The sequence below is a fragment of the Paenibacillus taichungensis genome, from assembly GCF_003287275.1.
GTDB classification, from domain to species: Bacteria; Bacillota; Bacilli; order Paenibacillales; family Paenibacillaceae; genus Paenibacillus; species Paenibacillus taichungensis_A.
The window spans coordinates 240,857-266,306 of sequence record NZ_QEVW01000009.1 but is presented as its reverse complement, the minus strand read 5'-3'; the positions used below and the strand labels follow the sequence as shown (position 1 = coordinate 266,306).

Here is a 25,450-nt window from a genome sequence, read left to right as displayed (position 1 = left end):
AAAAGCATGCAGCTTGTCTGCATGCGATGTAACCTGAATCTATCAATTCGAAAATATGGATTATTCCAAACTTACTTATGCTTGCGACTGTTCTTGACAAGCGTCATTCGTCTTGAATGTCTTAGCCAAGAATAATACGATTTTAAATCCCGCAGTTCAATTGTCTCGGACATTTTCCCCAGAAATGTAACAACAATCATCTTATGAAGCGGATTGCCAGCGATATCATATTCCCCTTCAAGTTCGGAAAATTCAGCAACCACGACCAGATCTTCATCGATCAGGTAAACATCCTGCTCATTACGGTAGTATGGTGTAATACGGTCCTGCTTCAGACACTCCCATAACCATGCCGCAATATGGTCATCATCATTACGTGCCGGCTCAATACGGTCTGCATACCGCATCTTGGCATGATTGGTAATGACGATGTCGGCCACTTTTTTGTCTCCAAGAGCCACGAAAAAAGGCTCGTACGTGCTCCAACGTTGCATCACCTTATCACGCATGGGAATCACTCTCCACCAGATAGGACTTTCTATCTATTTATTTACCCAATATATTACAACATAAGTCCTGTAACCTCAAGGCGTAACTTCAGATTTTTTCACAAAATCCAGTTTATGCATAATTCAATAAAAGAGCGGCCCCGAAGGACCCCTCTGGTTAATCGTTTCGAAATGTACAGCGGCAAAAATCCAATGCACATTCCCAAACCATGTTGTTATATCCCGTAAAAACTCGTTTTGTCCATCGTTTTGCTAGCATACTCTGTTTTGATCTCATTCCGGTAGGAACGTTCAACCTTGCGCACATAGGAAAGTCTGTTCACATTTTTCATCGTATCTTCAGCCCGCTCTGCATTAACATACATGACGACATAATGCATACGGCGGGAGATGTAATGAACGGTACCATACTTTTCGAGATTACGAGCCGCTTTTAAATCGCTGACCCATATAATGAATCCTGTCCTTTCCGCGAACATCATTTTTTCCCCGCCTTTCTATAGTGGAGACCGGATCCTCAGTAAGGTCCGGTCTGTCATGAATTTATTTTCTTATCGAAATCTTAGCTACAACCACACTTGCCCCCGCTACCGCAGCCACCCTTCGGATTTGGATCATTGCTCGGTACCTTAATAGTCGTTGACACGGCGAATGCAATCGTCTCCGACATCTGGAACAACATATCGTCCAACGCCTTCTCCGCCTGTTTGAAGCGGGCTACCGCCTCGAAACTTTCCAGTTCCAGCTCCAAAGCCTGAACCTGATCTTTGGCCGCGTGATAATCCGGGTGAAAATGCCCAAAACGCTGAGTTTCTTCAAATAATTCCTTTTTGGCGTCCAGCTTGCGTATTCCCGCCTGAATTTCAGGACTTGTCTCCACTTGCTGCTTCCAATATAAATAATCCGATACTTCGGCTGATTGGTTAATCATGTCGCCCAGTTCATACGCGCCCGTTAACACTTGGGCCATATCGACCGTGTTCATTTCCGCTACGCTCATGAAATTCATCCTATCTATATATAAAGTTCTACTTAACGTAGACTACTTCATCATATCATATCCCCGAAAAGTTAAGAAGAGTTTTTCCTGCAAATAGAAATAAAGGGAACAGGTGATCTGCTTTGGTATAGTCAATCAAGTTTATGCATGGTTCGGAATAATAAGGCGAATCTGGTTCCATTCGTTAGGCGAAAAAGTACGACGTTCTGCGGGATCTGTTCCACCCTCAGATATGTACCAGCCCGTTAGTGTCCAATCTTCATGACCCTGAATCTGATCCGGGATAACATAAAAGATATGGTTGTCCAGCTTCAGACCCAGTTTTGTCTGCCATTCAATGGCTTTTGCAGCAATCTGACGAGCCGTAGACACATGATACCCTCGCCACTCGTTATGCCACATCTCCGGGATCTCTCCGTATCCGGGAAACAGACCCGATTGTTCCGTGATGGAATAATCCTGTTCATACGTGTGAAGTTTGGAATCGCCTTGAATGAGCCCTACTTTTCCACGAATATAAAAGAGTTCCTTCGGTACCTTAAGTCCATCTTCGAACTCATCTGCTCCGACAATGGATTCATCTGCAATTACTTCCGAATCTGTGCGGTTCAACTTCTCAAGTAATTCACTTCTCGATTCATATATCCATGTATCCTTTTTCTTGACTTTATCCGTTGCTTCATCTTGATCAACGTTCTGTCCAGCATCCATCTGAAGTCTCTCTGCCTCCTGTCCCCACTGCTGGATTGCTAACTCCACATGCTCAGGCACTCCCGAGCCAGCATAGCGTCTAAGGAAGTTTATCATTACATCCGCTGTAAGATCGATCTCTGATGCTGCGACGATTCGTTCCTTTGTCATCCGATATATGGACATTCGATCACGACTCATCAGTTCTGCACCAATTTCCAGAATCCAGCGGGCCTGGGGAGTTACATCTGGCGGAACCATAATTTCAAAGTCAGGTTGTACAAAAATAGTATTATTCCCCACATGTTCCGCCTCATCATCCGTCAAGTTCAATAAGATTTTAGGATCAATCTGCCAGCGATAAAAAAGCTCTCCCGCTGCTGACTCACCCACCTCCCCATATCCCAAACCTGCCAGAAGATCGAGCCATCCCCTAATATGTGCTATGAAGGATGGTCCTCTACTCTCTCTACTTTCCATTGTTTCTTCCAGGCTGTCGTAGTCTATAATTCCTGCTGTAATATTCAGCCATTCATTTTCCCGTGAAGCAAACATCAGCAATTGATAACGAAAATGTTGAAGTTTGGGCTCGGCTACACCATATCGGTCCATGCATACGCTATAAATTTCTCGGTGCATTGAAGACCACGGCAACGATAACCAGTGGTAAAGACGGTCAGCTGACACATAAATCCGACTATGCGCCTTTTCAATCAAACCCAGACTAAGCAGCAAATCAATAACAAGGGCCAAATGGACTGGATACACATCCGCATGATCGTAGCGAATACCCAGTTCGGCAAAGTCTTCTGGGCCCAGAACCGTCATTCGACTTAATCGCTGCACCATTTTCTTGTGGATCGTTCCCTTACTTGTTAATGGAAGTCCTCCTTGAGCTTGACCTTCTCTTACCATCCAAGCCAATACATGCAGAAGCTCCGAAGCAATATCCGGCTTTCCCTCTCGAACAATTTTCATGTTCTGGACTTCATTTTCGGATATGAACTTAGCTTGTATCATGTCATCCTGTAAAATGTTCACTTTCTTCTGAACGAATTGCCCGACCCGTGCCGCATAGGCGATAGTTAACAAAGAAAGTAATGATTCTGGTATGTAATACAGGCGTTCGCCCCAAGACTTGCGCACAGCTTTGATCCACCCTTTGTGCCGAAGCGCTATAAACGCTGTTACTGCTTCAGCTCTGCTAAGACCTTTCACAGCCCACTCTGCTGATGTCAGCATGTTGGAAAAAGGTTGTCCGGCATATTTGCAGAAAATCACACCTAGTACCGCTCTTTCAACACATGAAAGCTCTTTTAATGAATTCACATCCAGCTTACCTTGTGTATGCATTGCTTATCATGCCTTTCCCATTATTTTAATTAGAGGTGTACACCACTTTTTCATTGCAATTCATGAACGATTTTGTACTCATATCCTTGTTCGACCAAGAACATCTGACGATGTAATGCAAACTCCTGTTCCTTACTGTCCTCTGATACCAGGGCATAGAAATAAGCTTTATTTTCTCCGGACTTCGGCCTTAAGATCCGACCCAATCGCTGGGCTTCTTCCTGCCTTGAACCGAAACTTCCGGATATTTCAAGTGCAACAGCAGCATCCGGCAGATCTACGGCAAAATTGGCAACCTTGGATACGACAATCGTTTTGATCTCACCACGCCGGAATGCTGCAAAGCATTTCACTCGCTCTTGTTGGGACATCGTACCCGATATAAGCGGTGCTTCAATTTCCCGGGCAATGCTCTCAAGCTGGTCCAAATACTGTCCGATGACAAGCGCTGGCATCCCCTCATGATGATCCAATATCCGTCTGATCACAGCTAATTTGGCCGGATTCTCAGCTGCAAGGCGAAATTGATGCTTCACCTCCGCTTCCAAATAGTTTGATCGAAGCTCAGGAGTGAAAGGAATACGTATCTCCTGGCACTGTACATTCGCAATCCAGCCTTGCTGCTCCAATTCTTTCCACGGCATGTCATATAGTTTCGGACCAATTAATGAAAATACATCCTGTTCACAGCCATCCTCACGCACCAATGTTGCTGTCAACCCCAGTCTTCTCGTAGCCTGAATATCTGCAGTAGCCCGAAATACAGGTGCTGGCAGCAGATGGACCTCATCATAGATGATGAGTCCCCACTGGCGTTCACTGAGCAATTTGATATGAGTAAAATCAGCATCTTTGGATTTTCGATGTGTAAGAATCTGATAAGTAGCCACAGTCACAGGTTTCACCTGTTTTTTCTGACCGGAATACTCACCAATCTGTTCACTCGTTATCGTTGTTTTATCCTGCAATTCCTGAATCCATTGCCTCACCGATGTGGTGTTTGAGGTCAAGATCAGGCATTCACATTGCAAACGTTCCAATACAGCCATCCCAATAACCGTTTTGCCTGCACCGCAGGGAAGAACAAGCAGACCGCTTCCTCCCATGCCTTCGCTGCCTTCAAAAGCATCCACAGCATCTCGTTGATACGGGCGCAAACGGAAACCGTCCGAACTGTCGCCTAGCGTGTTTGCACGCCATTCAAACGGAAGACTTGTTCCTTCTCGATATCCCGCATAATCCAGCACCGGATAACCCAATCGGGTCAATTCCCGCTTCAGCAATCCGCGTTGCTCACCGCCAAGCATAAGCTCATGGGGATCGACACGCTCCATCCGAAAAGCCGAGATGGTCTTCATACTGCTTAATTCATCCAGCAATCGTTCGTCTTCACTCACGAGACGCATTCTTCCATGATCTGCCTCTGGTTTCAGTTGCAGCTTCCCATATTGATGGATAATTCTCCGGATATCCTGAATCAGGGCGGCAGGAACATTCCAACGAGACACTGATTCCAGACTTGCTATCACTTGATCAGCACTCCATCCGAGTGCAGCCGCATTCCACAGTGATAATGCAGTGATACGATATGTATGAAAAGCTGCAGGTGTCTTCACCAGTTCGGCATACATCCCTATTTGAGCTCGGGCTTGGTCAAATCCAGGATGACCCACTTCAAGCAATATTGTAAAATCACGCTGGACAATGCAGGCATCCGTTTTCTCCATTCCGCTTCCTCCCTAATTTGAAAATGATCTATATGTTATCTGATTAACAGGCATCACAAAAAGTCCAGTTCCGGTTTCTTCCGAAATTGAACCTGTATCCTACAACAGTTCGACCTTGCCTTGACAATTTGCAAAGACCATACAAAAAAAGCACCCCGATCATACCGTGGTATGAATAGGATGCCCAACTATACTCAAATCATTCGGCTGTATATCCTTTAGCCATGGCTATAAATAGTTTTACAGCATTCTGCATCGCATCCTCATCAAAGTCAAACTTGGGATGATGATGCGGATAGATGGCATTCTTCTCCGGGTTGCCTGCTCCGACAAACATAAAGCACCCAGGAATCTGCTGCAGGTAATAAGCGAAATCTTCAGCCGGCATCAGCATCGGTGACTTCTGTACATGGTCTGCGCCAAATACATCCACCGCTTCCCTGAAGAACCGTGCCGTTTCCTGCTCATCATTCACAACTGGAGGATATCCCATAATATAGTTCAACTTGGTCTCAGCACCATAGATCTCTCCGGTCTGAGCTACGATCGTATGCACACGTTCCTTCATCATACGGCGTGTCTCTTCATCAAAGGTTCTCACCGTACCCGTCATTTTGCATAACTCGGCGATAATATTCTGTGCTGACCCTGCCTGCATCGTGCCAATCGTCAATACTGCGGGACGCAAAGGATCTACTGAACGGCTGACAACCGTCTGCAATTGCATCACAAGGGCTGAACCAGCCACCAAGCTGTCCACTGTGGATTGCGGCATGCCGCCATGTCCACCTTTCCCTTTGATCTCAATATAAAAGTCATCTGCCGCTGCCATCATCGGCCCCGGGGTACTTGCTGCCACGCCTACAGGAAGTGGGGTCCACAAATGAATACCATAGATGACATCTACCCCTTCTAGTCCTCCGTCTGCAATGACCTTGAGAGCCCCACCTGGAAGCAACTCTTCTGCAGGTTGGAACAAAAAGCGAATCTCACCTTTGATTTCATGTTTATGGCGACTGAAGTACAATGCCGTGCCCAGCAAAATGGATATGTGACCATCATGACCGCAGGCATGCATGGCTCCTGCTTGTTGTGATGCATATTCAACGTCCTTTTCGTCCTGGATCGGAAGTGCATCCATATCTGCACGAAGCATTACGACAGGCCCAGGCTTGTCCCCACGAAGGGTACCTATAACCCCGTGTCCGCCAACATGCCGTTTCACTTCAACGCCAAAGCTCTCCAGCATACCCGCTACAAAAGAGGATGTTTTCTCCTCATGAAAGGAAACCTCAGGATTCCGATGAAGATGACGACGCCATTCTACCATGTGGATTTGCAGGTCATTCCACCATATATTATTTGTCATGTCTCTCCATCCTTTCGCTCTCTATACGGGACTTTCATCAAGCCCGAACCTTCCTCTTGAAACCTATTGCTGTATATTGTAGCAGAATTGGAAGAAAACCGATACGAATGACCGCTTGAAAGCTTGCACGGGAAGGGGAAACATACTATCATAAAATAGAGAAAAGAACGAGATTTATACTCTCGGAAGCTTATGAGGAGGATCAAACGCTTATGATTTTTGAGAATACAGGCTTGGATGGCTTGAAGAGCGACTTGGCATACCTGGATGAGAGCGCCGAGAAAGTCGGATTTGTCCGGTGGCAATGGGAATATTATCGTGCTACATATGACTACAAAATTGAAGATGAGCAAACCAAATCGGAATACTTTGTACGTATTAATACCCGTGCGATAGATGGCAAACTCGAAAAACCGGATACGGTTCTCGCAGTTGAAGCTGTTTATCTTGGAAAAGCAACCTTTCCACATGGTCTGGATTATGACTCTACCGTACCGCAGCCAGTCGTGAAGCTGGCGGCCCAAAAATTACAGCAGCTTAAAGAACTGCTGGAAGCTTAGGCTGGGCCGAATCATGAAACAACAAACGGCCCAAACGAAAACGAAGAGAGGCACGCCGGATTTTCAACTGCTAATCCTCACTTTATTGTTGGTGGGCTTCGGACTGGTGATGGTGTTCAGCTCCAGTTCCAGCATTGCAATTGCAAACAAAAGTTTTAACAATGATGCCCTGTTCTTCACGAAAAAACAACTTATGTGGGCGGTTATCGGTTTAGTGGGCATGTTTTTTGCCATGAATATCCGATTTAACAAATACAAGAAACTTTATGCACCCTTTTTCTTACTTACCACGGTATTGCTACTAATTGTATTAGTTGCAGGCAAGAAGGTAAACGGTGCCCGAAGCTGGATTGAAATTATCGGATTCAGTGTCCAACCTGCGGAATTTGCCAAAATCGCTATTATTCTGTACCTTGCGGCGCTAATCACCAAAAAAGGGGAACGATTCAGGGATCTTAGGACAGGATATATTCCCGTGCTGGTCATAGTCGGTTTCATTGCAGGACTGATTATGCTGCAACCGGATTTTGGTACCTGCTTCATTCTGGTTTCTACGTGCGGATTGGTCATTTATGCGGGTGGAGCAAGTATGAAACACATTATGGCTTCCATTTTGCTGGTAGTGTTGGGAGCAGCATTAGCACTTGGAGCGAATGCGTTGTTTTCTTCCATGTCTTCTTCCGATACTGCCAGTAGCACTACAGCTACGGAAGCTACACAGAACTACAAAATCGGGCGGATACAGGCGTTCCTTGATCCATTATCCGATACGAAAGGCGGAAGTCTTAACCTCTATCGCTCCCTTGTTGCAATTGGAGATGGAGGCATCACCGGCTCCGGAATCGGACAAGGTACGATGAAGCTGCATTATTTGCCTAATGCCTATAATGACTTTATTTTCTCCGTAATTGGGGAAGAGCTTGGCTTTGTTGGAACAGCGCTGTTTCTGTTGGTCTACCTTTACTTCATCTGGCGAGGAATTATTGTCTCCCTTCGCTGTCCCGATCCATTTGGGACGCTGGTTGGTATTGGTATTATGGGATTAATTGCAATTCAGGCCTTTATCAACATTGGGGGCGTGACCCAGACCATTCCAGTGACAGGGGTTACTCTTCCATTCATCAGTTATGGCGGTACCTCACTCTTTGTGATGATGGTGGCCATGGGAATCCTGCTCAGCATCTCGCGTACCAATAATTTGGACGTCATCAAGGAAGAGAAAACGAAGTCGGTGACAGTTCAAACATCACGTACCTCTCCCGCACTTCGTTCACGTGAATCCATTCGTCGAATTCGCTAATGCGAAGCAAACGTGATACGAATGGTTTTGAAACAAAATGAATTGGAAACAGAAAAAGACTTGGCATCGGATTTGATGCCAAGTCTTTTTGCTGTTGTCTATCTAGATGAAGAACCAGGTCAATTTACCGCTGTTCTTCCTCACGGATTGCTAAAGTTTACAGATCGTCGCCTCTGAAAGATACGCCTTCTACCTTTACATTGACTTCAACAACACGTAACCCGGTCATAGTCTCTACCGCTTCTCTTACATTCTGCTGAAGCATGCGGGAAACTTCGTGAATCGGTGTCTCGTACAGGACGATGATGCGCAGGTCAATGGCTGCTTCCAGCTGGCCGACCTCCACGCCTACGCCTTTCTGTACGTTTTTACCGCTCAAGCGCTTCGCCCAGCCCTCTGACAATCCTCCAGACATTGCGGCAATTCCGGGTGTCTCCATCGCAGCCATTCCGGCAATTTTCGCCACTACGTCATCGGCAATCCGGATGTTTCCGCCCTCTAGTTGAAGTTGTTCTGCCATGCCACATCCTCCTTCACTTCGTTACTCGTATTTTAAATCCTTTCCACCCCAAAAAGCAAATTAAACTCAAAAAGATGCGTTTACAACCTACCATGATTTGGTTATATTGAAATATGAAAATAATCTCATAAGTGTTTAGTACTATCGTTTAAAACAAAATAATAAAGTTACCGAGGTGTTTGTTGTGAGAAACCGAATTTCATCCATTTTGCTGATTGCCACCTTTGCACTCAGCGCCGTCGCCCACTACTTGAAATGGGATTCGATTCTGCAATTCGTCATTTCAGCCATTTCGGTTATTTTTGTGGCCGGTTTTTTAGGCAAAGCCACCGAAAATGTAGCCCATTATGCCGGACAACGCTTAGGTGGATTTTTAAATGCTACATTCGGCAATGCCGCCGAATTAATCATCGCCATTTTCCTCGTTAAAGAAGGATTGTTCGACATGGTTAAGGCCAGTTTGACAGGCTCCATCATCGGTAACCTGCTGCTGGTGCTAGGTCTAAGTATCTTTGCCGGAGGACTCAAGTTCAAAATTCAGAATTATAACGTATCCCTTGCCGGTCTAAACGGTTCCCTGATGATTGTAGCCATCATTGCCCTGTTTATTCCAGCCGTCTTTCTGAATACCCATTCCATCACACAGAAGGATACGAATACACTAAGCCTCATTGTTGCAGGTTTGCTGATCCTTGCCTACATAGCGTGGTTGGTGTTCTCCATGGTTACACACAAGAACTATCTCGCAGATGTCACGGTGGATGAAGATGAAGAATTACCGCATGAACATGCACCCGAGTGGTCCAAGAAAAAATCAATTCTCTATCTCGTTCTTGCGACAGTCATGGTTGCCTTCGTCAGTGAATGGCTGGTTGGCACCCTTGAGGTGTTTACTGAACAATTTGGACTCAGCGAACTGTTCGTTGGTGCGTTCCTCGTGGCCATTATCGGTAACGCCGCAGAGCATAGTGCAGCCATCATGCTTGCCATGAAAAACAAAATTGGTGCCGCCGTAGAGATCGCCGTTGGCAGCAGTTTGCAAATTGCACTCTTCGTTGCTCCTGTGCTCGTTTTTGTCAGTTACTTCACTGGCAGAACGATGGACATTGTGTTTACAACGATCGAGCTGGTCGCCATTGGCGTAGCCGTATTTATCGCCAAGTCCATCACCCAGGACGGTTCAACGAACTGGTACGAAGGTCTGCTCCTAATGGTTGTGTATGTTATTTTGGGTGTATCCTTCTTCCTTGTATAACAGTACTCCCATCATCCTAATGGATAGACAAAAAAAATTAGCGCGTAAAAAGGCAGCCTGGGAATCGCATTTCCAGACTGCTTTTTTCTTTTCTCCCTCTTCCTGAACCACATCAGACGAGCTGTTCGATCCAGGCGCACAAAAAAAGCATGCAAACACCTGCATGCCTTCTATTCTGACCCACGCTATTGCAGGCTATTGCTCATTCTTCTTGTTCAAAGCTTCATATAGAATTGCCAGATTCCGCTCAAGCGCGCTTACCAGCTGCTTACCAGCACCTTCTGGAAGAAGCCCTGCACGAACAGCAAAATCGACTTCCTTGGAGAACCCATACATCTGTGTATCCAATACTTCCTCATAGAGAGGGCAGTAGCGGGTAGCCAGATTCTCCATCTGTACTTCAATGAGCTTCTGTATTTTATCTGCATCTTCTTGAAGAAGACTGATCGCTTTCAAGTGCAACTGGTCCTGCAGATCAGATGAAGTCATGCATTTTTCCCCCCTATGTCCCAAAAATCGCGTAAAGACGTTCTACCTCTAATATTAGACGAAATCAGGAGCTAATACAAGAACCTGACCAAAATAACCATAGATCATGGAGAGCTTTATTCCTGCCTAAACTCCCTATTTTCGGAGGTCTTGCCTTACATCTGAATGATCTCATGCAAAAAAAGCACCTCTGCCATAATAGGCAGAGATGCTTCTTAGTGCCATTACTCGGATGCGATACTTACGTTCAGTCCATGTTTGGCAAACACTTCTGACATAGCTGCTTTGGCTTCAGCTGCATCCGGACCATGAACGTGCAGTTCATAGCTGTGCGTGCTAATCAGCGTGGTGAACAGTCCAAGAATACTTTTTACATCGATATACTTGTTTTCTGAATGAAGTACGATTGAAGAAGTAAATTTGCTCGCTGTTTGAGCAATTTCAACTACCGCTGCGTTATTACTCGACATAGGAATCCCTCCGTCTTTTCACTTTTGGTATCATCTATTAATTACCACTACATGATACCGTGAATCCGCTTTCCTAGCAACAGCAAAATACTGTTCTTACTTCAGACGATCCGGATTGAGGCATTCCAGCTCAGGAATAACGAAAATCCCGTCTTTACGGATCAATACATCATCAAAATAAATTTCGCCACCACCGTAGTCCGGACGCTGGATCAACACCAGATCCCAGTGAATGGAGGAACGGTTTCCGTTATCTGTTTCTTCATATGCTTGGCCTGGCGTAAAGTGCAAGCTGCCTGCAATTTTCTCATCAAACAGAATGTCCTTCATTGGGTGCAGGATATGTGGATTAAATCCAATTGCGAATTCGCCAATATGACGAGCGCCATCATCTGAATTCAGAATTTCATTGATGCGGTCTGTATCGTTGCTTGTTGCTTCAACAATTTTACCGTCTTTGAACGTGAATTTAATATTTTCAAAAGTAATGCCATTATACAGCGTTGGCGCATTATAACTAATTGTTCCGTTTACTGAATCCCGTACAGGGGCGCTGTACACTTCGCCATCCGGAATATTTTTTTGGCCAGAACATTTCTCTGCACCGATATCTTTAATGGAGAAACTCAGGTCTGTTCCCGGTCCAGTGATACGCACTTTGTCCGTGCGTTTCATCAGATTAGCCAATGAATCCTGTGCTTTGTCCATTTTAGCGTAATCCAGGTTACATACGTCGAAGTAGAAATCTTCAAACGCTTCTGTGCTTGTATTCGCCAGCTGTGCCATACTTGCATTCGGGTAACGAAGAACAACCCATTTTGTATGTTTTACCCGTTGCTCGCTATGTACCGGATGGGAATAAAGTGAATTGTACATTTTCATTTTCTCTTCCGGTACATCGGACAGATCATTCACATTCTCTCCTGCACGGATACCAATATAACAATCCATTTGCTTCATCCGGTTCAAATCGATCTCTGCCCAGGTTTTCATCATTTCTTCTGTCGCATTTTTGAGCATGGCACGCTGAACTGTTTTGTCCGTCAGCTGTACAAAGACGTTACCGCCTTTTTTGCCTACTTCTTCAATAATTGCATTAATCAGATCACGCTCTGTGCCGATCATCTCAACCAGCACATTCTCGCCGGGCTGTACATCTACAGAGTAGCCCACCAGATTGGCTGCGAGCTTCTGAATTCTTGGGTCCTTCATCGTGTAAACTCCTCCTGTCATCCGCCATTCCTGAATTGAACAACGGTAAATTACGATACTATTGTAGCACGCTACAACGATCCCGTCAGCAGGCAGTCCAGCAACTCATCTACTCATAGGCCCTGAAGTTTACATCTGTTACAAGAGCTTCTTTATTCCTTTTGCTGTTCATGTCCTTATAGCTCACCTGACTTTCCGAGGAAAGTCGCAAGGGCAAGCTAGTTTTCCGATCTACGGTTAGATGATATACCGTCTGTACCTCGGCCTGTTTCATCATCTCTTGCATCGATGTTTCCCCTTGCTCCCACACTTTGTTCAGATCCTTCTCCAGCTTCTCCTGACTGCCTCCCTTAACCGCAGTAGCCTTGTGCATATACTCCGCCCGAATCGCATTCATCTCGTCATTAAGCTGCGCGAGTGCCCACGTTTTGGCGTCTTTCGGCGCGAGTTCAATTCGCAGTATTTTTGTTCGACGGCCTGAACCGTACTCAGACTTTATCGTCTTGTTCATACGATCGATACTTTCCATTTGAGCGATAGGATTAAAACGGGACAGCGAACCACGCAGGGGCTCATGTTGGGCAGTTAAAGCCATCCATTGTCCTTGTTTTCGTTCAAAAGATGCACTGAATCCACTCGGTTGCCCGTTATTGTTAACAGCGGCGGTATTTACCCCTTTTACTCCCGTTCCGGCAGCAGTCACAGCTCCAGGCAGCCTCGTTTGCAAGGTCAAACGGTCATGATTCTCCAGCTTGCCCTCAAATTTAAACTGATTTTCGAACAGCCCGCTGCTTTCTCGTCGTAACCCCGCTTCCCCATCAAAACTCAGCTTTTCTTTGCCTGCAATTCCTGATAAAGCCAGAGAAAATAATTCCTCGGGAGTTCGATCTCGCTCTAACAATCCACAACCAGGAGCACACAATACAACAATGCTCAGAATCAACAATAATCCACGTATATATCGACGATTCAACATGTTCTATTCCACCTTTCCATCAAACTTTCTCCATAGCCTGCCCCTCCCTTATTTGCTTATACTTCCTTCCTTTGGCATATCCCCTTCTAAAAAATAAAGAGAGGACGACTCCGCAATCGGAATAGTCCTCTCTTAACGTGTAACTTCCTGTTCTTCCATGACGATACGATTTCGACCACCATGCTTCGCATCGTACAAGGCCATATCAGCTCGGTAAAATAACGATTCCACACTAACCTTCTCATCCATCCAGTTCCATTCCGCAATACCGCTGGAAACGGTCACGGGAGGCCTTGTCTCCTCAGCAACCCTGGTACGAATGATTTCCGCATATTCCAGTGCCTGACGAGCACCGATCTGAGGCATATAAATAGCCAGTTCTTCTCCACCCCATCTGGCACAGATATCCTCAGGGCGCACGGAACTCGTCACAATATCGCTCACCTGTTTTAATACCTGATCACCTGTTTGGTGCCCAAACGTATCATTCACCTGTTTAAACTGGTCGATATCCACGACAACCAGTGAACCACAGAATTCATGAGCCTGACGTTCATGGATCACACTATCCAGGTAATGCCTCACAAAAAGCCCTGTTAGCATATCCAGGTTAGCCAAACGTCGTACCTCGGCGTGAAGTGTTGCATTGGAGAGAGCAAGTCCAATATGAATGGACAGCATCTGCAGCAGGCGGTAATTATCGTACGAAAAATACTGCTTTTTCGGATGTCCCAGCAAAATGGCACCCTTCACTTCACCATTCACCCGAACGGGTGAGGCAATCAATGACATAGAGCCGGTAAGATCCATGAAGACCGATGACACTCTATCGTATTTCGCATAATTGGATAGAATGAGCGGTTCTTCGGTTTGATACAGTAGCCCTGCGATACCATAATCCGTTGGAAACGATTTGCGACATAATTCATTTACATTAGATGACATCACTTCAAAATGATCCGTACTGTCATTTAGTTGAAGAATACAGCATGATTCAGCCTGAAAAATGTCCTTCAATTCCTGCTCGGAGAATTGATAAATCTCCATTAGCTGCAAGCTCTTGTTCAAACGTTGTGTCAGATCGTTGATTAGACGAAGTTCCTGGATCAACATATTCGATTGTTCGTGCAACTTGGCATTTTCAAAAGCAGTTCCTGCTGTATCCGCCATCATCGTTATGAGCTGCAGATCGGAATCTTCCATTAGCTCCTCATTCATCTCAATATGAAATACACCATAGATCCCTTGTTTGCCTTTTAGAGGAAGGCCAACCTCCAGAATGCGGCGTTCACCTTCATCTGATCGAACAACAATAAGTTTGCCTTCCATAAACGATTGTACACAGATGTCTTCTCCACGTTCATGAACAAGCAACGGTTTGATACGTGGGTTGAGGCTGCTCTGATCCTGAGACATATACAATGTCATGTGGGTCGTTGGATATAAGTAGTCAATACTGTCAAACACTTCATCCAATATCGCGTCCACATCCATCTTGTCATGCATCCGTTGAACGATTTGGAACAGAATCGACCTTCGATGCTCTTCACGGGCAGTTTGTTCATGAGCTTGTAGTAGATCCGTCATAAATATGTATTCAAATCTTCGGTAAAAGCAGGTACGATAATGCAATGCCTCCGATCGAACAACAGCTTCAGACGTGTCATCCCGATTTTGCTCGTAGGTTACAGCAGTGAAGACAGCAAACATATCCCTGTTTGTTCTGGAGAACAGAGGTTCAGCCATTAGATGATACTCTCCATTTTCAGTGGTTCCCCGTAACGACTGGGCCTGCCCCGATTCAAGACATTGCATCACAGTCGAATGTACATCGAGTAATGGAGCCCCTTCAATCCCTTGCCCCATACAGATCCCTTCTGTATTCCATACGTTGTATATTATTGACGATCTGTCTGAGTATGGTCGCCGTTGGATATGCCAGTCGGTGTATGCTTGCTGCAGAAGGGTCCCCAAATATGAAAAATCAAAAGGTGTGATGTCCATTTTTTGCATCCAGAATACATGCGCTTCGTGAGGAGCGACAGAAGATGCGGAATCGCCCGAACTTCGCGAATTCAAGCTGGCTGGTTTACTTCTTAGATGTTCTAACATGTCAGGCGCTCCTTTGCACCGTTTTTGCATCCTCTCGGATGCATTAATCTGCAGACGTTATCGCAAACCTGCAAATCTATGCGATAACCTTAATGTACAAGATCATTTAAAGTTAAGATACAATCTATTTTACTCTCTTTAAAGCTTTTTTGCATCCATATTTCAGAAAATTGTCCCATTATTTTGGGCCTAAGGACCTATCGACAAATTTAGACGTTTTTTTGCTTTTATCACACGCTTGACTTTGGTTCTAGTAAACTGTAAAATAAATTGTTGATGAAGACTACTAATGGGTCTTTAAATTTGGGCATTACCGGTTGTGTCACCCTCATTCTTTTTGTTGCTTTCAGGACAGCGGCTGAACTTTTCTGATCGTCTTATGTGTGGCCTAGCCCGCATCAACAAATTGGAGCGCAAACAGAGCCCTATATGAACTTTAACTAAAAAGGAGCTACTTTAAACATGGCACGTTACACTGGTCCTAAATTTAAATTGAGCCGTCGCCTCGGCATTTCCCTGAGCGGAACAGGCAAAGAATTGAAACGTCCTTTCCCTCCAGGTCAGCACGGAGCTAACCAACGGAGAAAAATGAGCAACTACGGTATGCAATTGCAAGAAAAACAAAAACTGCGTCACATGTACGGTTTGGGCGAGAAGCAATTCCGCACTCTCTTTGCTAAAGCGCAAAAAATGCAAGGTATCGCAGGTGAAAACTTCATGTTCTTGCTTGAGAGCCGCCTTGATAACCTCGTATACCGCCTTGGATTCGCTAACTCCCGCGCTGGTTCGCGTCAGTTGGTATCCCACGGTCACGTAACTGTAAACGGCAAAAAAGTCGACATCGCTTCTTACCAAGTAAGCACTGGCGACGTTATCAGCCTGCGTGAAAGAAGCCGCGGTCTTTCTTCCGTTAAGGAAGCTTTGGAAAACCGTTCGCATCTTCCGGCATACGTAGAATTCAACGATACTGCTCTGGAAGGTAAATTCATTCGTTTGCCTGAGCGTTCGGAATTGTCCCAAGACATCGACGAAAAACAAATCGTCGAGTTCTACAACCGTTAATCGTTGGAATTTCATTAAGCTTCACACCAAACAGCTGTCCGAGATTTTCTCGGCAGCTGTTTTTTATTTCGAGAGAATCAAAGAGCAGAATAAAGGAGGTCACACCTGCACCTAATGCATGGATATGGCCTCCTTTCTATACATAGTCATCTATTTTCTCTACACTCCGACGCTCAGTGCTTCCACGTTTTACTGAAATTCTCCACGACTTCTCATGATATGCAATTCAATTCCACATGATATATATCATAATCCAAGAAAGAATGGCAATTTTCGACCATTGCTTGTATTTCTCAGGCATGCAAACCAGCCTTTTTATGCTATAATAAGTGCTGTTAAAAGGAGGAAGACACTGAATGGTTGATGTTAATAAGAAAAAGCCCGATGAACAGCCTGCCCGCAAGCGCAGCTTTGCCCGCAGACTGGGTAGTTTCGTCAAATGGATGGTTGTCCTGGGATTCATGGGGGTACTATTTGTAGGCGGTGCTCTGATGGGATACGTCAGTTCCATTGTGAAAGACGAACCCGTCCGTTCAAGGGCGCTGATTGAACAAAAAGTCAGCGAAAACTCCATCACAGGCTTTGCTTACTTTGCCGACGGCAGCCCGATCGGCCAATTACGAACAGAAGAAGACAGGCGTCCGGTCACCTTTGACCAGATCCCGCAGAAGGTTATTGATGCAGTCATTTCGATTGAAGACAATCATTTTTACGAACATAAAGGTGTAGACATGAGCGGAACGCTCCGTGCCGTCAAACAGAAAGTGCTAAAAGAATCTGTTCAAACGGGCGGTAGCACACTGACTCAACAGTTAGCCCGGCGTGTATTCCTTAATCTGGATCGAACCGAGGATCGGAAAGTGAAAGAAATACTACTTTCGCTTCGACTCGAACGTTTCCTGACCAAAGACGAAATTATGACAGCGTATCTGAACAAGGTTCCTTTCGGTAACGGCTCCAGTGGATATAATGTATATGGAGTCAAGGCAGCTGCCAAAGGACTGTTCAATATTAATGATTTGAGCACATTAAACACAGCTCAGGCTGCTTATTTGGCAGGATTGCCTCAGCTTCCCTCCTCTTATTCTGCCTTTAATGGAAAAGGCGACTTTGTTGAGGACAATTTTGAGCGTGCAATCAATCGTCAGCATCTTGTCTTGCGCCGTATGCTGGAACTGGGCAAAATTAATCAATCCGAGTATGACGAAGCTCTTGCTTTTGACATCAAGAGTTCACTCGCACCTAAAACCATCAAAGCTTACAATACTTATCCATATCTTATGATGGAAACAGAGCGACAAGCTGCACAGATTTTAATGCAACTCAATTCGGATAAAGCTGAAGGCACCGATGCCAAAGCGGATACAGCCAAGGAGACGGATACAGATACACCACAAAAAGAAAGCAGTGCCCTGCTGGAAGAAGCTCAGCAGCAATTGCGTACAGGTGGATATCGTATCTACACGACGATCAACAAGAGTATCTACAAAACGATGCGAACCATTGCCGAAGATGACAGTAATTTTGCTGCTGACGATTCCGTGAAGGGAAAAGAACAGACTGCTGCCATGTTGATCAATCACAAAACAGGCGCCATTCTCGGCATGATTGAAGGCCGTGATTTCCAGGATGAGCAGATGAACTATGCAACCCAGATGGTGCGTCAGCCAGGTTCAACCATGAAACCCATTGCTGCTTATCTGCCTGCATTGGATGAAGGACTTGTTCAACCGGCTTCCATTATTGATGATTCACCGATAATTCTGAAGGACGGCCAGACCGGATTCCATATCCCGAAAAATGCCAACAATCGCTACCAGGGACTTGTGACTGCCCGTAGAGCACTCAACTACTCGCTGAATGTTCCAGCCCTGAAGCTGTTCAACGAAGATGTTGGTATCGACAAATCATGGGCTTTCGCCAAGAAGCTCGGGATTACCACCATCCAACCGATTGACTACCAAGCCCAGACTGGTGTTCTTGGAGGACTTCAGTACGGAGTTACCGTTGAAGAGCTCACCAATGCCTATGGAGCCATTGCCAACAATGGTGTGTACAATGATTCCTATATGATTAGCAAAATTGTAGACTCCAAAGGAAATATCGTATATAAACACGATGCAGAACCTGTTCAAGCTTTCTCAGAACAGACGGCATACCTGATGACAGATATGCTTCGTACCGTTATTACGGAAGGTACAGCTGATAAAGTCCGTGAAAATTACAAGTACTCCAAGAGTGTGCCTATCGTAGGCAAAACAGGTTCAACTCAAAACTACGCCGATGTCTGGTTTGAAGGCTATACGCCGGATGTCACGTTGGGTGTATGGGTTGGATACAAACAGCCTGTAAACACACTGGAGACCAAATCACAGAAGAAACGTGCACAGCAGCTGTGGACGCAAATCATGAATCAAATCATCGCTACAAACAAAGAGATGTTTGTAACCGATTCGTTCAAGAAACCATCCGGGATCGAGACACGAACTGTATCGGCTTATAGCGGCAAATTGCCGACATCTCTGACTGACAGATTTGTCACTGATATCTTCAATAGCAAATTTGTGCCGAAAGACAGCGATGATGGCGTCGCAAAAGCCAAATATATCACTTACAATGGTGTCAACTACATTCCGCGTGATGAAACACCTGGAGATATGACGAAAGAGAAAACGGTCATTAAGCGCAAGAAACCGATCTCTGATCTCATCAAGGAACTGCAAAGTGCATTCTCACGCATGAGTCGTCACGAATCACTTGCATATTACCTGCCGGAAGATGCCGATGCAGACATGCCGACACAGATCGATCCAAGAACGGATAACGGCAAAGCACCGGATGCACCAGGCAATGTTAGAATTTCCGTTGCCAACGGAAACGCCGTGATTACATTTAATGCAACACCAGAAAGTGATGTGGTTGGTTATCGCCTGTATCGCTCAGTAAATGGCGCCGGATTCCAGAATCAGGGGCAGGTTGTCCTGACAGGCGAGTCTAGATCATTTACCGCATATGCACAGGGTGGAAACTTTGCATTCTACGTTACAGCGGTCGATGTAGCGGGTCGTGAGTCTGCTCCTAGCGCAGCAGTTAGCAGTGCGGGAACGGTAGAACCTCCTGCAGATGAAGAAATAAATGAACCGATTAATGTTCCGGGAACTGTTGTTACACCGGAAGACTCCCAGAATGAGAACACCACAACTACGGCTCCAGCTACACCGGGCCAAGTGAGCGTGTCGTCACTCTCCCAAGGACTGCGCATTCAGTGGGCCTCCAATCCGGAATCGGATGGTGTTCAAAGTTATGCTGTATATTTTAGTGAAACAGGGGCAGCCCCTTACACCAAAATTGGCACTACTTCGGGTACCTCCATGGACTACGGAGTGCCTGCATCAACCAGTGGATGGTTCAAGGTATCCGCCAGCAACAGTATTGGCGAATCCGAGCCGTCCGGAGCCGTGCATTTCCAACCATAATACAGAGTTTCATGACTATGCTCTTAACCCCATTCTCGCATCATGAGGATGGGGTTTTGTTATTTATGCAAACTCCAAAGTAAAAAAGCCTGATCCGCAAGTGAGACACGGGTCAGGCCTTGTATTGGAATCATGGGACGAACAGACACGTTGTATCCGCTGGTTTATGGTTTATGCTTTAGTCTTCAATCGTCGATAGATCGCCTGTCGGCAGATCCAGCTCCCAAGCTTTCAATACACGGCGCATAATTTTGCCGGAGCGGGTCTTGGGCAGTTTATCCTTGAACTCAATCTCACGCGGAGCTGCGTGAGCAGATAAACCCTCTTTTACAAATCGATAGATCTCTTCCTTCAGCTCCGGTGTTGGCTCATAGCCCTCACGCAATGCCACAAAGGCCTTAATGATCTCTCCGCGAGTTACATCCGGTTTGCCGATAACGCCTGCCTCAGCTACCGCAGGATGCTCTACGAGCTTGCTCTCCACCTCAAAGGGGCCAATACGTTCACCCGAAGAGTTAATGACATCATCAATCCGGCCCTGGAACCAAAAGTAGCCATCTTCGTCCATATAAGCGGAATCACCGGATACATACCAGCCAGAAAGTCGGAAGTACTCCTCATATTTGGCCGGGTTATTCCAGATCTTCGCCATCATGGACGGCCAGGAAGTACGAATAGCCAGGTTACCCATACTGTATGGTGGCAGTTCCTGTCCTCGATCGTCAATAATGGCGGCTTCGATTCCCGGTAATGGACGACCCATGGAACCTGGCTTAATTGGCATGCCCGGGTAGTTACAGATTAATTGTCCACCCGTCTCCGTCATCCACCAAGTATCATGAATTCGCTGTCCATAGGCTTTCCAGCCCCAACGCACCACCTCGGGGTTGAGTGGCTCACCCACAGACATGACGTGACGGAGACTGCTCAGATCATGCTGGGCAATGGTCTCTTCGCCCGCTCCCATCAACATGCGGAAAGCCGTCGGCGCACTGTACCATACGCTAACTTTATTTTTCTCAATGGTGCTATACCAGTCTTGCGGACTGAAACGCCCTCCACGAATAACGTTGGTTACACCATTCAACCACGGTGCAAAAATTCCGTAGGAGGTACCTGTTACCCAGCCTGGATCGGCTGTGCACCAGTATACATCATCCTCACGCAAATCAAGTACAACCTTGCCAGTGTAATAATGCTGAATCATCGCATTCTGCACATGATATACACCTTTTGGTTTGCCTGTAGAGCCGGAAGTATAGTGAATCAGCAGACCATCTTCACGAGTCAGCCACTCCACTTCCATATCATCCGAAGCCGCGGACATCTCTGCATCAAAGTCGATGAGTCCTTCTTCCGTCTGCGGACCGCCACCTACAACAAAAATATGTTTCAGTTCAGGCAATTCCGAACGTTTGATTCTTCCAAGTAACTGAGGGGTCGTTACTAGTGCCACGGCGCCGCTATCCTCAAGCCGGTCCTTCACCGCAGTTTCCATGAAGGCTTCAAATAGCGGGCCTGCAATGGCCCCAACCTTCAATATGCCCAGCAGACTAAAATAGAGCTCAGGACTTCGTGGCATAAAAATAAATACCCGATCACCCTTGGCTATGCCATATTTGCGGAGAACGTTACCAAAGCGACTCGACTGCTCGCTCAAATCAGCAAACGTGTATGCCTCTTCACGCGAAGCATCACTGTATAATAGTGCGGTTCTCCCGCCTCTTCCTTCCAGCACATGACGATCTATCGCTTCATGCGCCATGTTGACTTTCCCGCTGGCGTGCCACGTAAAGTGCCTTTCAACCGTTTCCCAATCAAACCGGCTTCGGGCCTCCGTGTAATCGCCCAGATTAGATTCAGACACAACCGTTTGCAGCATCTCACCATGTGCTTGACTCATGCTTGCCAGCCTCCTTCAACTCGACATTTCGATTCCCAATATGGGTCACTTCTGATTGCCTTTGTGTTGACTGAACTTCCAGTTAGCGCTTACATTAGTAGAGAGAACTTCTCATCATGTACTTGCCTGGCCAAAACCGATGAACCCAAACTGCAGTTGAATTGTGAACATTTTTTGTCTACGCAATTATAGCAAATCTTTTCAATCATCGTCTATGGCTTTTCAAATTTTTGGTTTTTTGCTATAAGTAGGGGGAGAGAGGAGCATGAACTATGGAGCATATTAAGGAGCATCATATGCGTTCCATCTTCAAGTCCGGCCACCGAATCATCATTGAGGGACCAGTTCAGGCCGAGACGGTTACGCAGCTTGAATTTCATTCCGATCTGGATGCCTTCAGGCGCCCTTCGGAACAACAGGAGGCATTGGCCGAAATTGCCGCTTTGCCTGAGGGTCGAATCATCGTTGCACGGGAAAATGAGACCATTGTCGGTTATGTAACTTTCCATTATGCAGATGAATGCGAGCGTTGGTCGGAAGGCAATATGACCGATCTAATTGAGCTGGGCGCCATTGAGGTTGCGGATTCCTATCGCTCTCTCGGGATTGGGCGCGAAATGCTGCTTACGGCGTTTGAAAATGGACAGATGGAGAAATATATCATATTCACAACGGAATATTACTGGCATTGGGATTTGAAGGGCAGCACCCTTTCCGTATGGGATTACCGCAAGATGATGGAAAAATTGATGCAAACCGTAGATATGACTTGGTACGCCACCGATGATCCCGAGATTTGTTCACATCCGGCGAACTGCCTCATGGTCCGCATTGGTAGCCAAGTGCCCCTGGAATCGGAAGAACAGTTCGACCGGGTGCGATTCCGCCATCGTTTTATGTATTAATCACGAATTCACATGGATGATTCCCGAATACGTATACATAGAAAAACCGCCTCTTCGCGAACAGGTTCATCAAGGATGATCTGAAAGGAAGAAGCGGTTTTTGTTTCTTTTTAAGCCACTACCATGCTCAACATGCATATACCTTATGGAATTACATATGTTCCAGCATATGTTCCACAATACCGTGAGAACGCTGGGAAGACTCCACAGTAAACTCGGCAAAGTTCACGTGTGCTGATCCATCTGCTTTGTCAGACATTGCGCGAAGTATAACGAACGGAACACGATTCATGAAGCTTACTTGCGCTACGGCAGCTCCCTCCATCTCCGCACATGCCCCATTCATTTCGGTATACAGCATTTTCACCGTATCCTTGCTTGCAATGAATTGATCTCCAGACAGCACTTTACCGATCAGATAGTTCGCTCCCTGCGCTTTGCAGGCTTCTTCAGCTAACGAGATAAGTGATGCTTCCGCTGGGAAGGCGGACGTCTCCTGATAAGGAATAACCCCGCGCTCAAATCCAAGTGGAGTCACATCCATATCATGCTGCACACATTCGGAAGAGATGACCATATCTCCAATGTTCAACTCCGGATTAAGTGCACCCGCAACACCTGTGAAAATAATACGGTTAACCTGAAAACGATCAATTAAAATCTGTGTCGTCACAGCCGCATTTACTTTCCCCACGCCTGATTTGCAGACTACAATCTGTTTATCCAACCATTCACCTGCAACATAGGTAATACCGGTTTGTTTTACAGTCTCTAATTGCTTCATACCAGCCAAGAGAAGTTCTACTTCCTCATCCATTGCACCAATAATGCCGATTGTTTCACGCATGTTATGACCTCCTATATAGCATTCTGCATGTAAACCTGGACTCGTTTCCTCCAAGTATGTTTTTCCGTCTACGTCCAAAGCCCTGTTCAGCACAAAAGCTCCGTTTCCGGAGCTTCCGTAATTCCACTATGTAGAGAGAATGCCTTCTCCCTTTCTTAAAGCAATTCCATCAGAAATGACGGTGAATCATCCGAACCTGTATTTAAACTACGTCTGCATGGCTTACAGACAGACGAAGAATCGTTTCATGCGGCAAAATAACCCGTGGGTTCTCCACATTTTCTTTCTTCATGAGCTTGGTCAGCAAACGCATCGCTACAGCGCCCAGGTCATACATCGGTTGAGCTACAGTAGTCAACTGAGGACGGACCATGGAAGCCATACGAATGTTATCCACACTGATGATGGAGAAGTCATCCGGTACTTTCAGACCTTCATCCTGAATGCTGTGAATCGCACCAATTGCCATCTCATCTGTTGCAGCGAAGATTGCCGATGGTTTTTTCTTCAATCCGAGGAAATACTTCATCGCTTCCACACCTGACTCATAACGATAGTTACCAATGCGTACGAGATCCTCCTGATATTCCATACCTGCTGCTTCGAGCGCTTTCTTGTACCCTTGGAAACGGGCATAACCGTTGGCAGGATCTTGCAGTGTACCACTGATCATTGCGATTTCCTTGTGTCCATGACGGATCAACGTATTTACAGCGTCAAATGCCGCTGCTTCATGATCGATATCTACAGAAGGATACGTGCCCTTCTCGTCACTAGTTGCACAGAGAACAATCGGCACAGCCGCTGATTGGAACGCCTGAATATGCTCGTCAGTCACAGTTCCACCCATGAAGAGCAGACCGTCCACTTGTTTTTCCAACAAGGTATTAATTACACGAATTTCTTTTTCTTTCTTCTTATCCGCGTTACACAAAATAATGTTGTAGTGATACATATTCGCAATATCTTCAATTCCGCGGGCAATCTCTGCAAAGGTTGAGTTCGAAATGTCCGGAATAACGACCCCGACCGTGGTTGTCTTCTTGCTCGCCAAGCCTCTGGCTACCGCATTTGGACGATATCCCAACCGATCGATGGCTTCATATACTTTTTTGCGTGTCTGTGGCTTTACATTAGGGTTATTGTTAACAACCCGTGATACCGTTGCCATAGAGACACCGGCCTCACGTGCCACATCATAAATGGTTACCGTCACAGTACTTCTCTCCATTACCAGTAAATTTTCATACCATTTTCATTAAGATTTATATTACGACAAATTTATGCATTAATCAATTAAAATAGGCTTTAGGACTCACGAAGTGCATTCGTGATTGTGGTTGAAGTAATATTCGAGTGGGAAGTATGCCATACAGGAATTCCCTTTTTGACTAGAATCGCCTGCGGAGATTCGTGCTTAACACCCAGCTTGTCCGCTGCTTCATTGGACACAGGGCGGTCTTCCACTACATAGATGATACCGTATTTCACTTGTTCATTTGGACTATTTTGCAAATAATCGTTCATCTCCTGATAAGCATTCGCGCTGATCGGGCAGCGTGTACTGTGCTTAAACAGAAGCAAGGGTTGATCCTCGGTAGCCTCCACTGCGGAGTTTAGCTGTTCAATACTTGTCATTTTAGTCATGTCAGCCATTTGATATACATCCCCCTTTACCAGGATTACCGCTATGTTGAGCGTTTTCACTCTACGAT

The 25,450-nt window shown here is 45.8% G+C and carries 22 protein-coding genes; 6 read left to right on the top strand and 16 right to left on the bottom strand.

Annotated elements, in window-relative coordinates:
* Nucleotides 1-71: 71 nt before the first annotated feature.
* The 6 genes from DC345_RS16025 to DC345_RS16000 all read right to left on the bottom strand — a co-directional run bounded on the left by DC345_RS16025 (nt 72) and on the right by DC345_RS16000 (nt 6,648).
* Nucleotides 72-509: a hypothetical protein gene (locus DC345_RS16025; protein WP_063565592.1), complete on the bottom strand. Its 438-nt coding sequence runs from the start codon at nt 507-509 to the stop codon at nt 72-74.
* A 215-nt stretch (nt 510-724) separates the two neighbouring features.
* Complete coding sequence (locus DC345_RS16020; RefSeq protein ID WP_063565591.1) at nt 725-988, bottom strand: YlbG family protein; 264 nt, start codon at nt 986-988, stop codon at nt 725-727.
* A gap of 83 nt (nt 989-1,071) precedes the next feature.
* Nucleotides 1,072-1,509 carry a YlbF/YmcA family competence regulator gene (locus DC345_RS16015; RefSeq protein ID WP_113053926.1) on the bottom strand — a complete coding sequence of 146 codons (438 nt, stop codon included), beginning with the start codon at nt 1,507-1,509 and terminating at the stop codon, nt 1,072-1,074.
* 141 nt (nt 1,510-1,650) lie between these two features.
* The gene (locus DC345_RS16010; protein ID WP_113053925.1) at nt 1,651-3,552 is read right to left on the bottom strand and encodes a helicase-associated domain-containing protein; all 1,902 of its coding nucleotides are present in this window, start codon (nt 3,550-3,552) and stop codon (nt 1,651-1,653) included.
* 50 nt (nt 3,553-3,602) lie between these two features.
* The gene (locus DC345_RS16005) at nt 3,603-5,279 is read right to left on the bottom strand and encodes a DNA repair helicase XPB (protein ID WP_113053924.1); all 1,677 of its coding nucleotides are present in this window, start codon (nt 5,277-5,279) and stop codon (nt 3,603-3,605) included.
* 199 nt (nt 5,280-5,478) lie between these two features.
* Complete coding sequence (locus DC345_RS16000; protein WP_113053923.1) at nt 5,479-6,648, bottom strand: M20 family metallopeptidase; 1,170 nt, start codon at nt 6,646-6,648, stop codon at nt 5,479-5,481.
* A gap of 212 nt (nt 6,649-6,860) precedes the next feature.
* On the opposite strand from DC345_RS16000, the gene DC345_RS15995 reads away from it, so the two are divergent.
* Nucleotides 6,861-7,208: a YugN family protein gene (locus tag DC345_RS15995; RefSeq protein WP_053784292.1), complete on the top strand. Its 348-nt coding sequence runs from the start codon at nt 6,861-6,863 to the stop codon at nt 7,206-7,208.
* 13 nt (nt 7,209-7,221) lie between these two features.
* Nucleotides 7,222-8,508 carry a putative lipid II flippase FtsW gene (gene ftsW, locus DC345_RS15990; RefSeq protein ID WP_113053922.1) on the top strand — a complete coding sequence of 429 codons (1,287 nt, stop codon included), beginning with the start codon at nt 7,222-7,224 and terminating at the stop codon, nt 8,506-8,508.
* Nucleotides 8,509-8,665: 157 nt separating this feature from the next.
* Here ftsW and DC345_RS15985 read toward each other — a convergent pair whose 3' ends face one another.
* Entirely contained in the window at nt 8,666-9,028 is a 363-nt protein-coding gene (locus tag DC345_RS15985; protein WP_024631137.1) for an Asp23/Gls24 family envelope stress response protein, read from the bottom strand.
* 184 nt (nt 9,029-9,212) lie between these two features.
* Here DC345_RS15985 and cax point away from each other — a divergent pair, with 184 nt between their 5' ends.
* Nucleotides 9,213-10,283 (top strand): calcium/proton exchanger, encoded by a 1,071-nt coding sequence (gene cax, locus DC345_RS15980; RefSeq protein ID WP_063565584.1) that lies wholly within the window; start codon nt 9,213-9,215, stop codon nt 10,281-10,283.
* Between the two features lie 195 nt (nt 10,284-10,478).
* Here the strand turns inward: cax and DC345_RS15975 are convergent, their stop codons facing one another.
* From DC345_RS15975 to DC345_RS15955, 5 genes are all read right to left on the bottom strand, one after another.
* Nucleotides 10,479-10,772 carry an Fpa/YlaN family protein gene (locus tag DC345_RS15975; protein WP_024631139.1) on the bottom strand — a complete coding sequence of 98 codons (294 nt, stop codon included), beginning with the start codon at nt 10,770-10,772 and terminating at the stop codon, nt 10,479-10,481.
* Between the two features lie 224 nt (nt 10,773-10,996).
* Nucleotides 10,997-11,242 carry an HPr family phosphocarrier protein gene (locus DC345_RS15970; protein ID WP_024631140.1) on the bottom strand — a complete coding sequence of 82 codons (246 nt, stop codon included), beginning with the start codon at nt 11,240-11,242 and terminating at the stop codon, nt 10,997-10,999.
* A 96-nt stretch (nt 11,243-11,338) separates the two neighbouring features.
* Complete coding sequence (locus DC345_RS15965) at nt 11,339-12,454, bottom strand: aminopeptidase (protein ID WP_113053921.1); 1,116 nt, start codon at nt 12,452-12,454, stop codon at nt 11,339-11,341.
* Between the two features lie 109 nt (nt 12,455-12,563).
* Nucleotides 12,564-13,430 carry a hypothetical protein gene (locus tag DC345_RS15960; protein ID WP_113053920.1) on the bottom strand — a complete coding sequence of 289 codons (867 nt, stop codon included), beginning with the start codon at nt 13,428-13,430 and terminating at the stop codon, nt 12,564-12,566.
* A 132-nt stretch (nt 13,431-13,562) separates the two neighbouring features.
* A complete protein-coding gene (locus DC345_RS15955) occupies nt 13,563-15,542 on the bottom strand; it encodes a sensor domain-containing diguanylate cyclase (protein WP_113053919.1) in 1,980 nt (659 codons plus the stop codon).
* A gap of 462 nt (nt 15,543-16,004) precedes the next feature.
* Here DC345_RS15955 and rpsD point away from each other — a divergent pair, with 462 nt between their 5' ends.
* Both rpsD and DC345_RS15945 read left to right on the top strand, forming a co-directional pair.
* Entirely contained in the window at nt 16,005-16,604 is a 600-nt protein-coding gene (rpsD, locus tag DC345_RS15950) for a 30S ribosomal protein S4 (RefSeq protein WP_076288214.1), read from the top strand.
* A gap of 356 nt (nt 16,605-16,960) precedes the next feature.
* Complete coding sequence (locus DC345_RS15945) at nt 16,961-20,080, top strand: transglycosylase domain-containing protein (RefSeq protein WP_113053918.1); 3,120 nt, start codon at nt 16,961-16,963, stop codon at nt 20,078-20,080.
* Between the two features lie 178 nt (nt 20,081-20,258).
* Here DC345_RS15945 and acsA read toward each other — a convergent pair whose 3' ends face one another.
* Complete coding sequence (gene acsA, locus DC345_RS15940; protein ID WP_113053917.1) at nt 20,259-21,983, bottom strand: acetate--CoA ligase; 1,725 nt, start codon at nt 21,981-21,983, stop codon at nt 20,259-20,261.
* Nucleotides 21,984-22,255: 272 nt separating this feature from the next.
* Between acsA and DC345_RS15935 the strand changes: the two genes are divergently transcribed.
* Nucleotides 22,256-22,888 carry a GNAT family N-acetyltransferase gene (locus DC345_RS15935; protein WP_113053916.1) on the top strand — a complete coding sequence of 211 codons (633 nt, stop codon included), beginning with the start codon at nt 22,256-22,258 and terminating at the stop codon, nt 22,886-22,888.
* A gap of 151 nt (nt 22,889-23,039) precedes the next feature.
* Here DC345_RS15935 and DC345_RS15930 read toward each other — a convergent pair whose 3' ends face one another.
* The 3 genes from DC345_RS15930 to ytxJ form a co-directional block, all read right to left on the bottom strand.
* Nucleotides 23,040-23,735 carry a 5'-methylthioadenosine/adenosylhomocysteine nucleosidase gene (locus tag DC345_RS15930; RefSeq protein ID WP_113053915.1) on the bottom strand — a complete coding sequence of 232 codons (696 nt, stop codon included), beginning with the start codon at nt 23,733-23,735 and terminating at the stop codon, nt 23,040-23,042.
* 202 nt (nt 23,736-23,937) lie between these two features.
* Nucleotides 23,938-24,951: a catabolite control protein A gene (gene ccpA / locus DC345_RS15925; RefSeq protein WP_024631149.1), complete on the bottom strand. Its 1,014-nt coding sequence runs from the start codon at nt 24,949-24,951 to the stop codon at nt 23,938-23,940.
* 92 nt (nt 24,952-25,043) lie between these two features.
* Nucleotides 25,044-25,391: a bacillithiol system redox-active protein YtxJ gene (ytxJ, locus tag DC345_RS15920; protein WP_113053914.1), complete on the bottom strand. Its 348-nt coding sequence runs from the start codon at nt 25,389-25,391 to the stop codon at nt 25,044-25,046.
* Between the last annotated feature and the right edge of the window lie 59 nt (nt 25,392-25,450).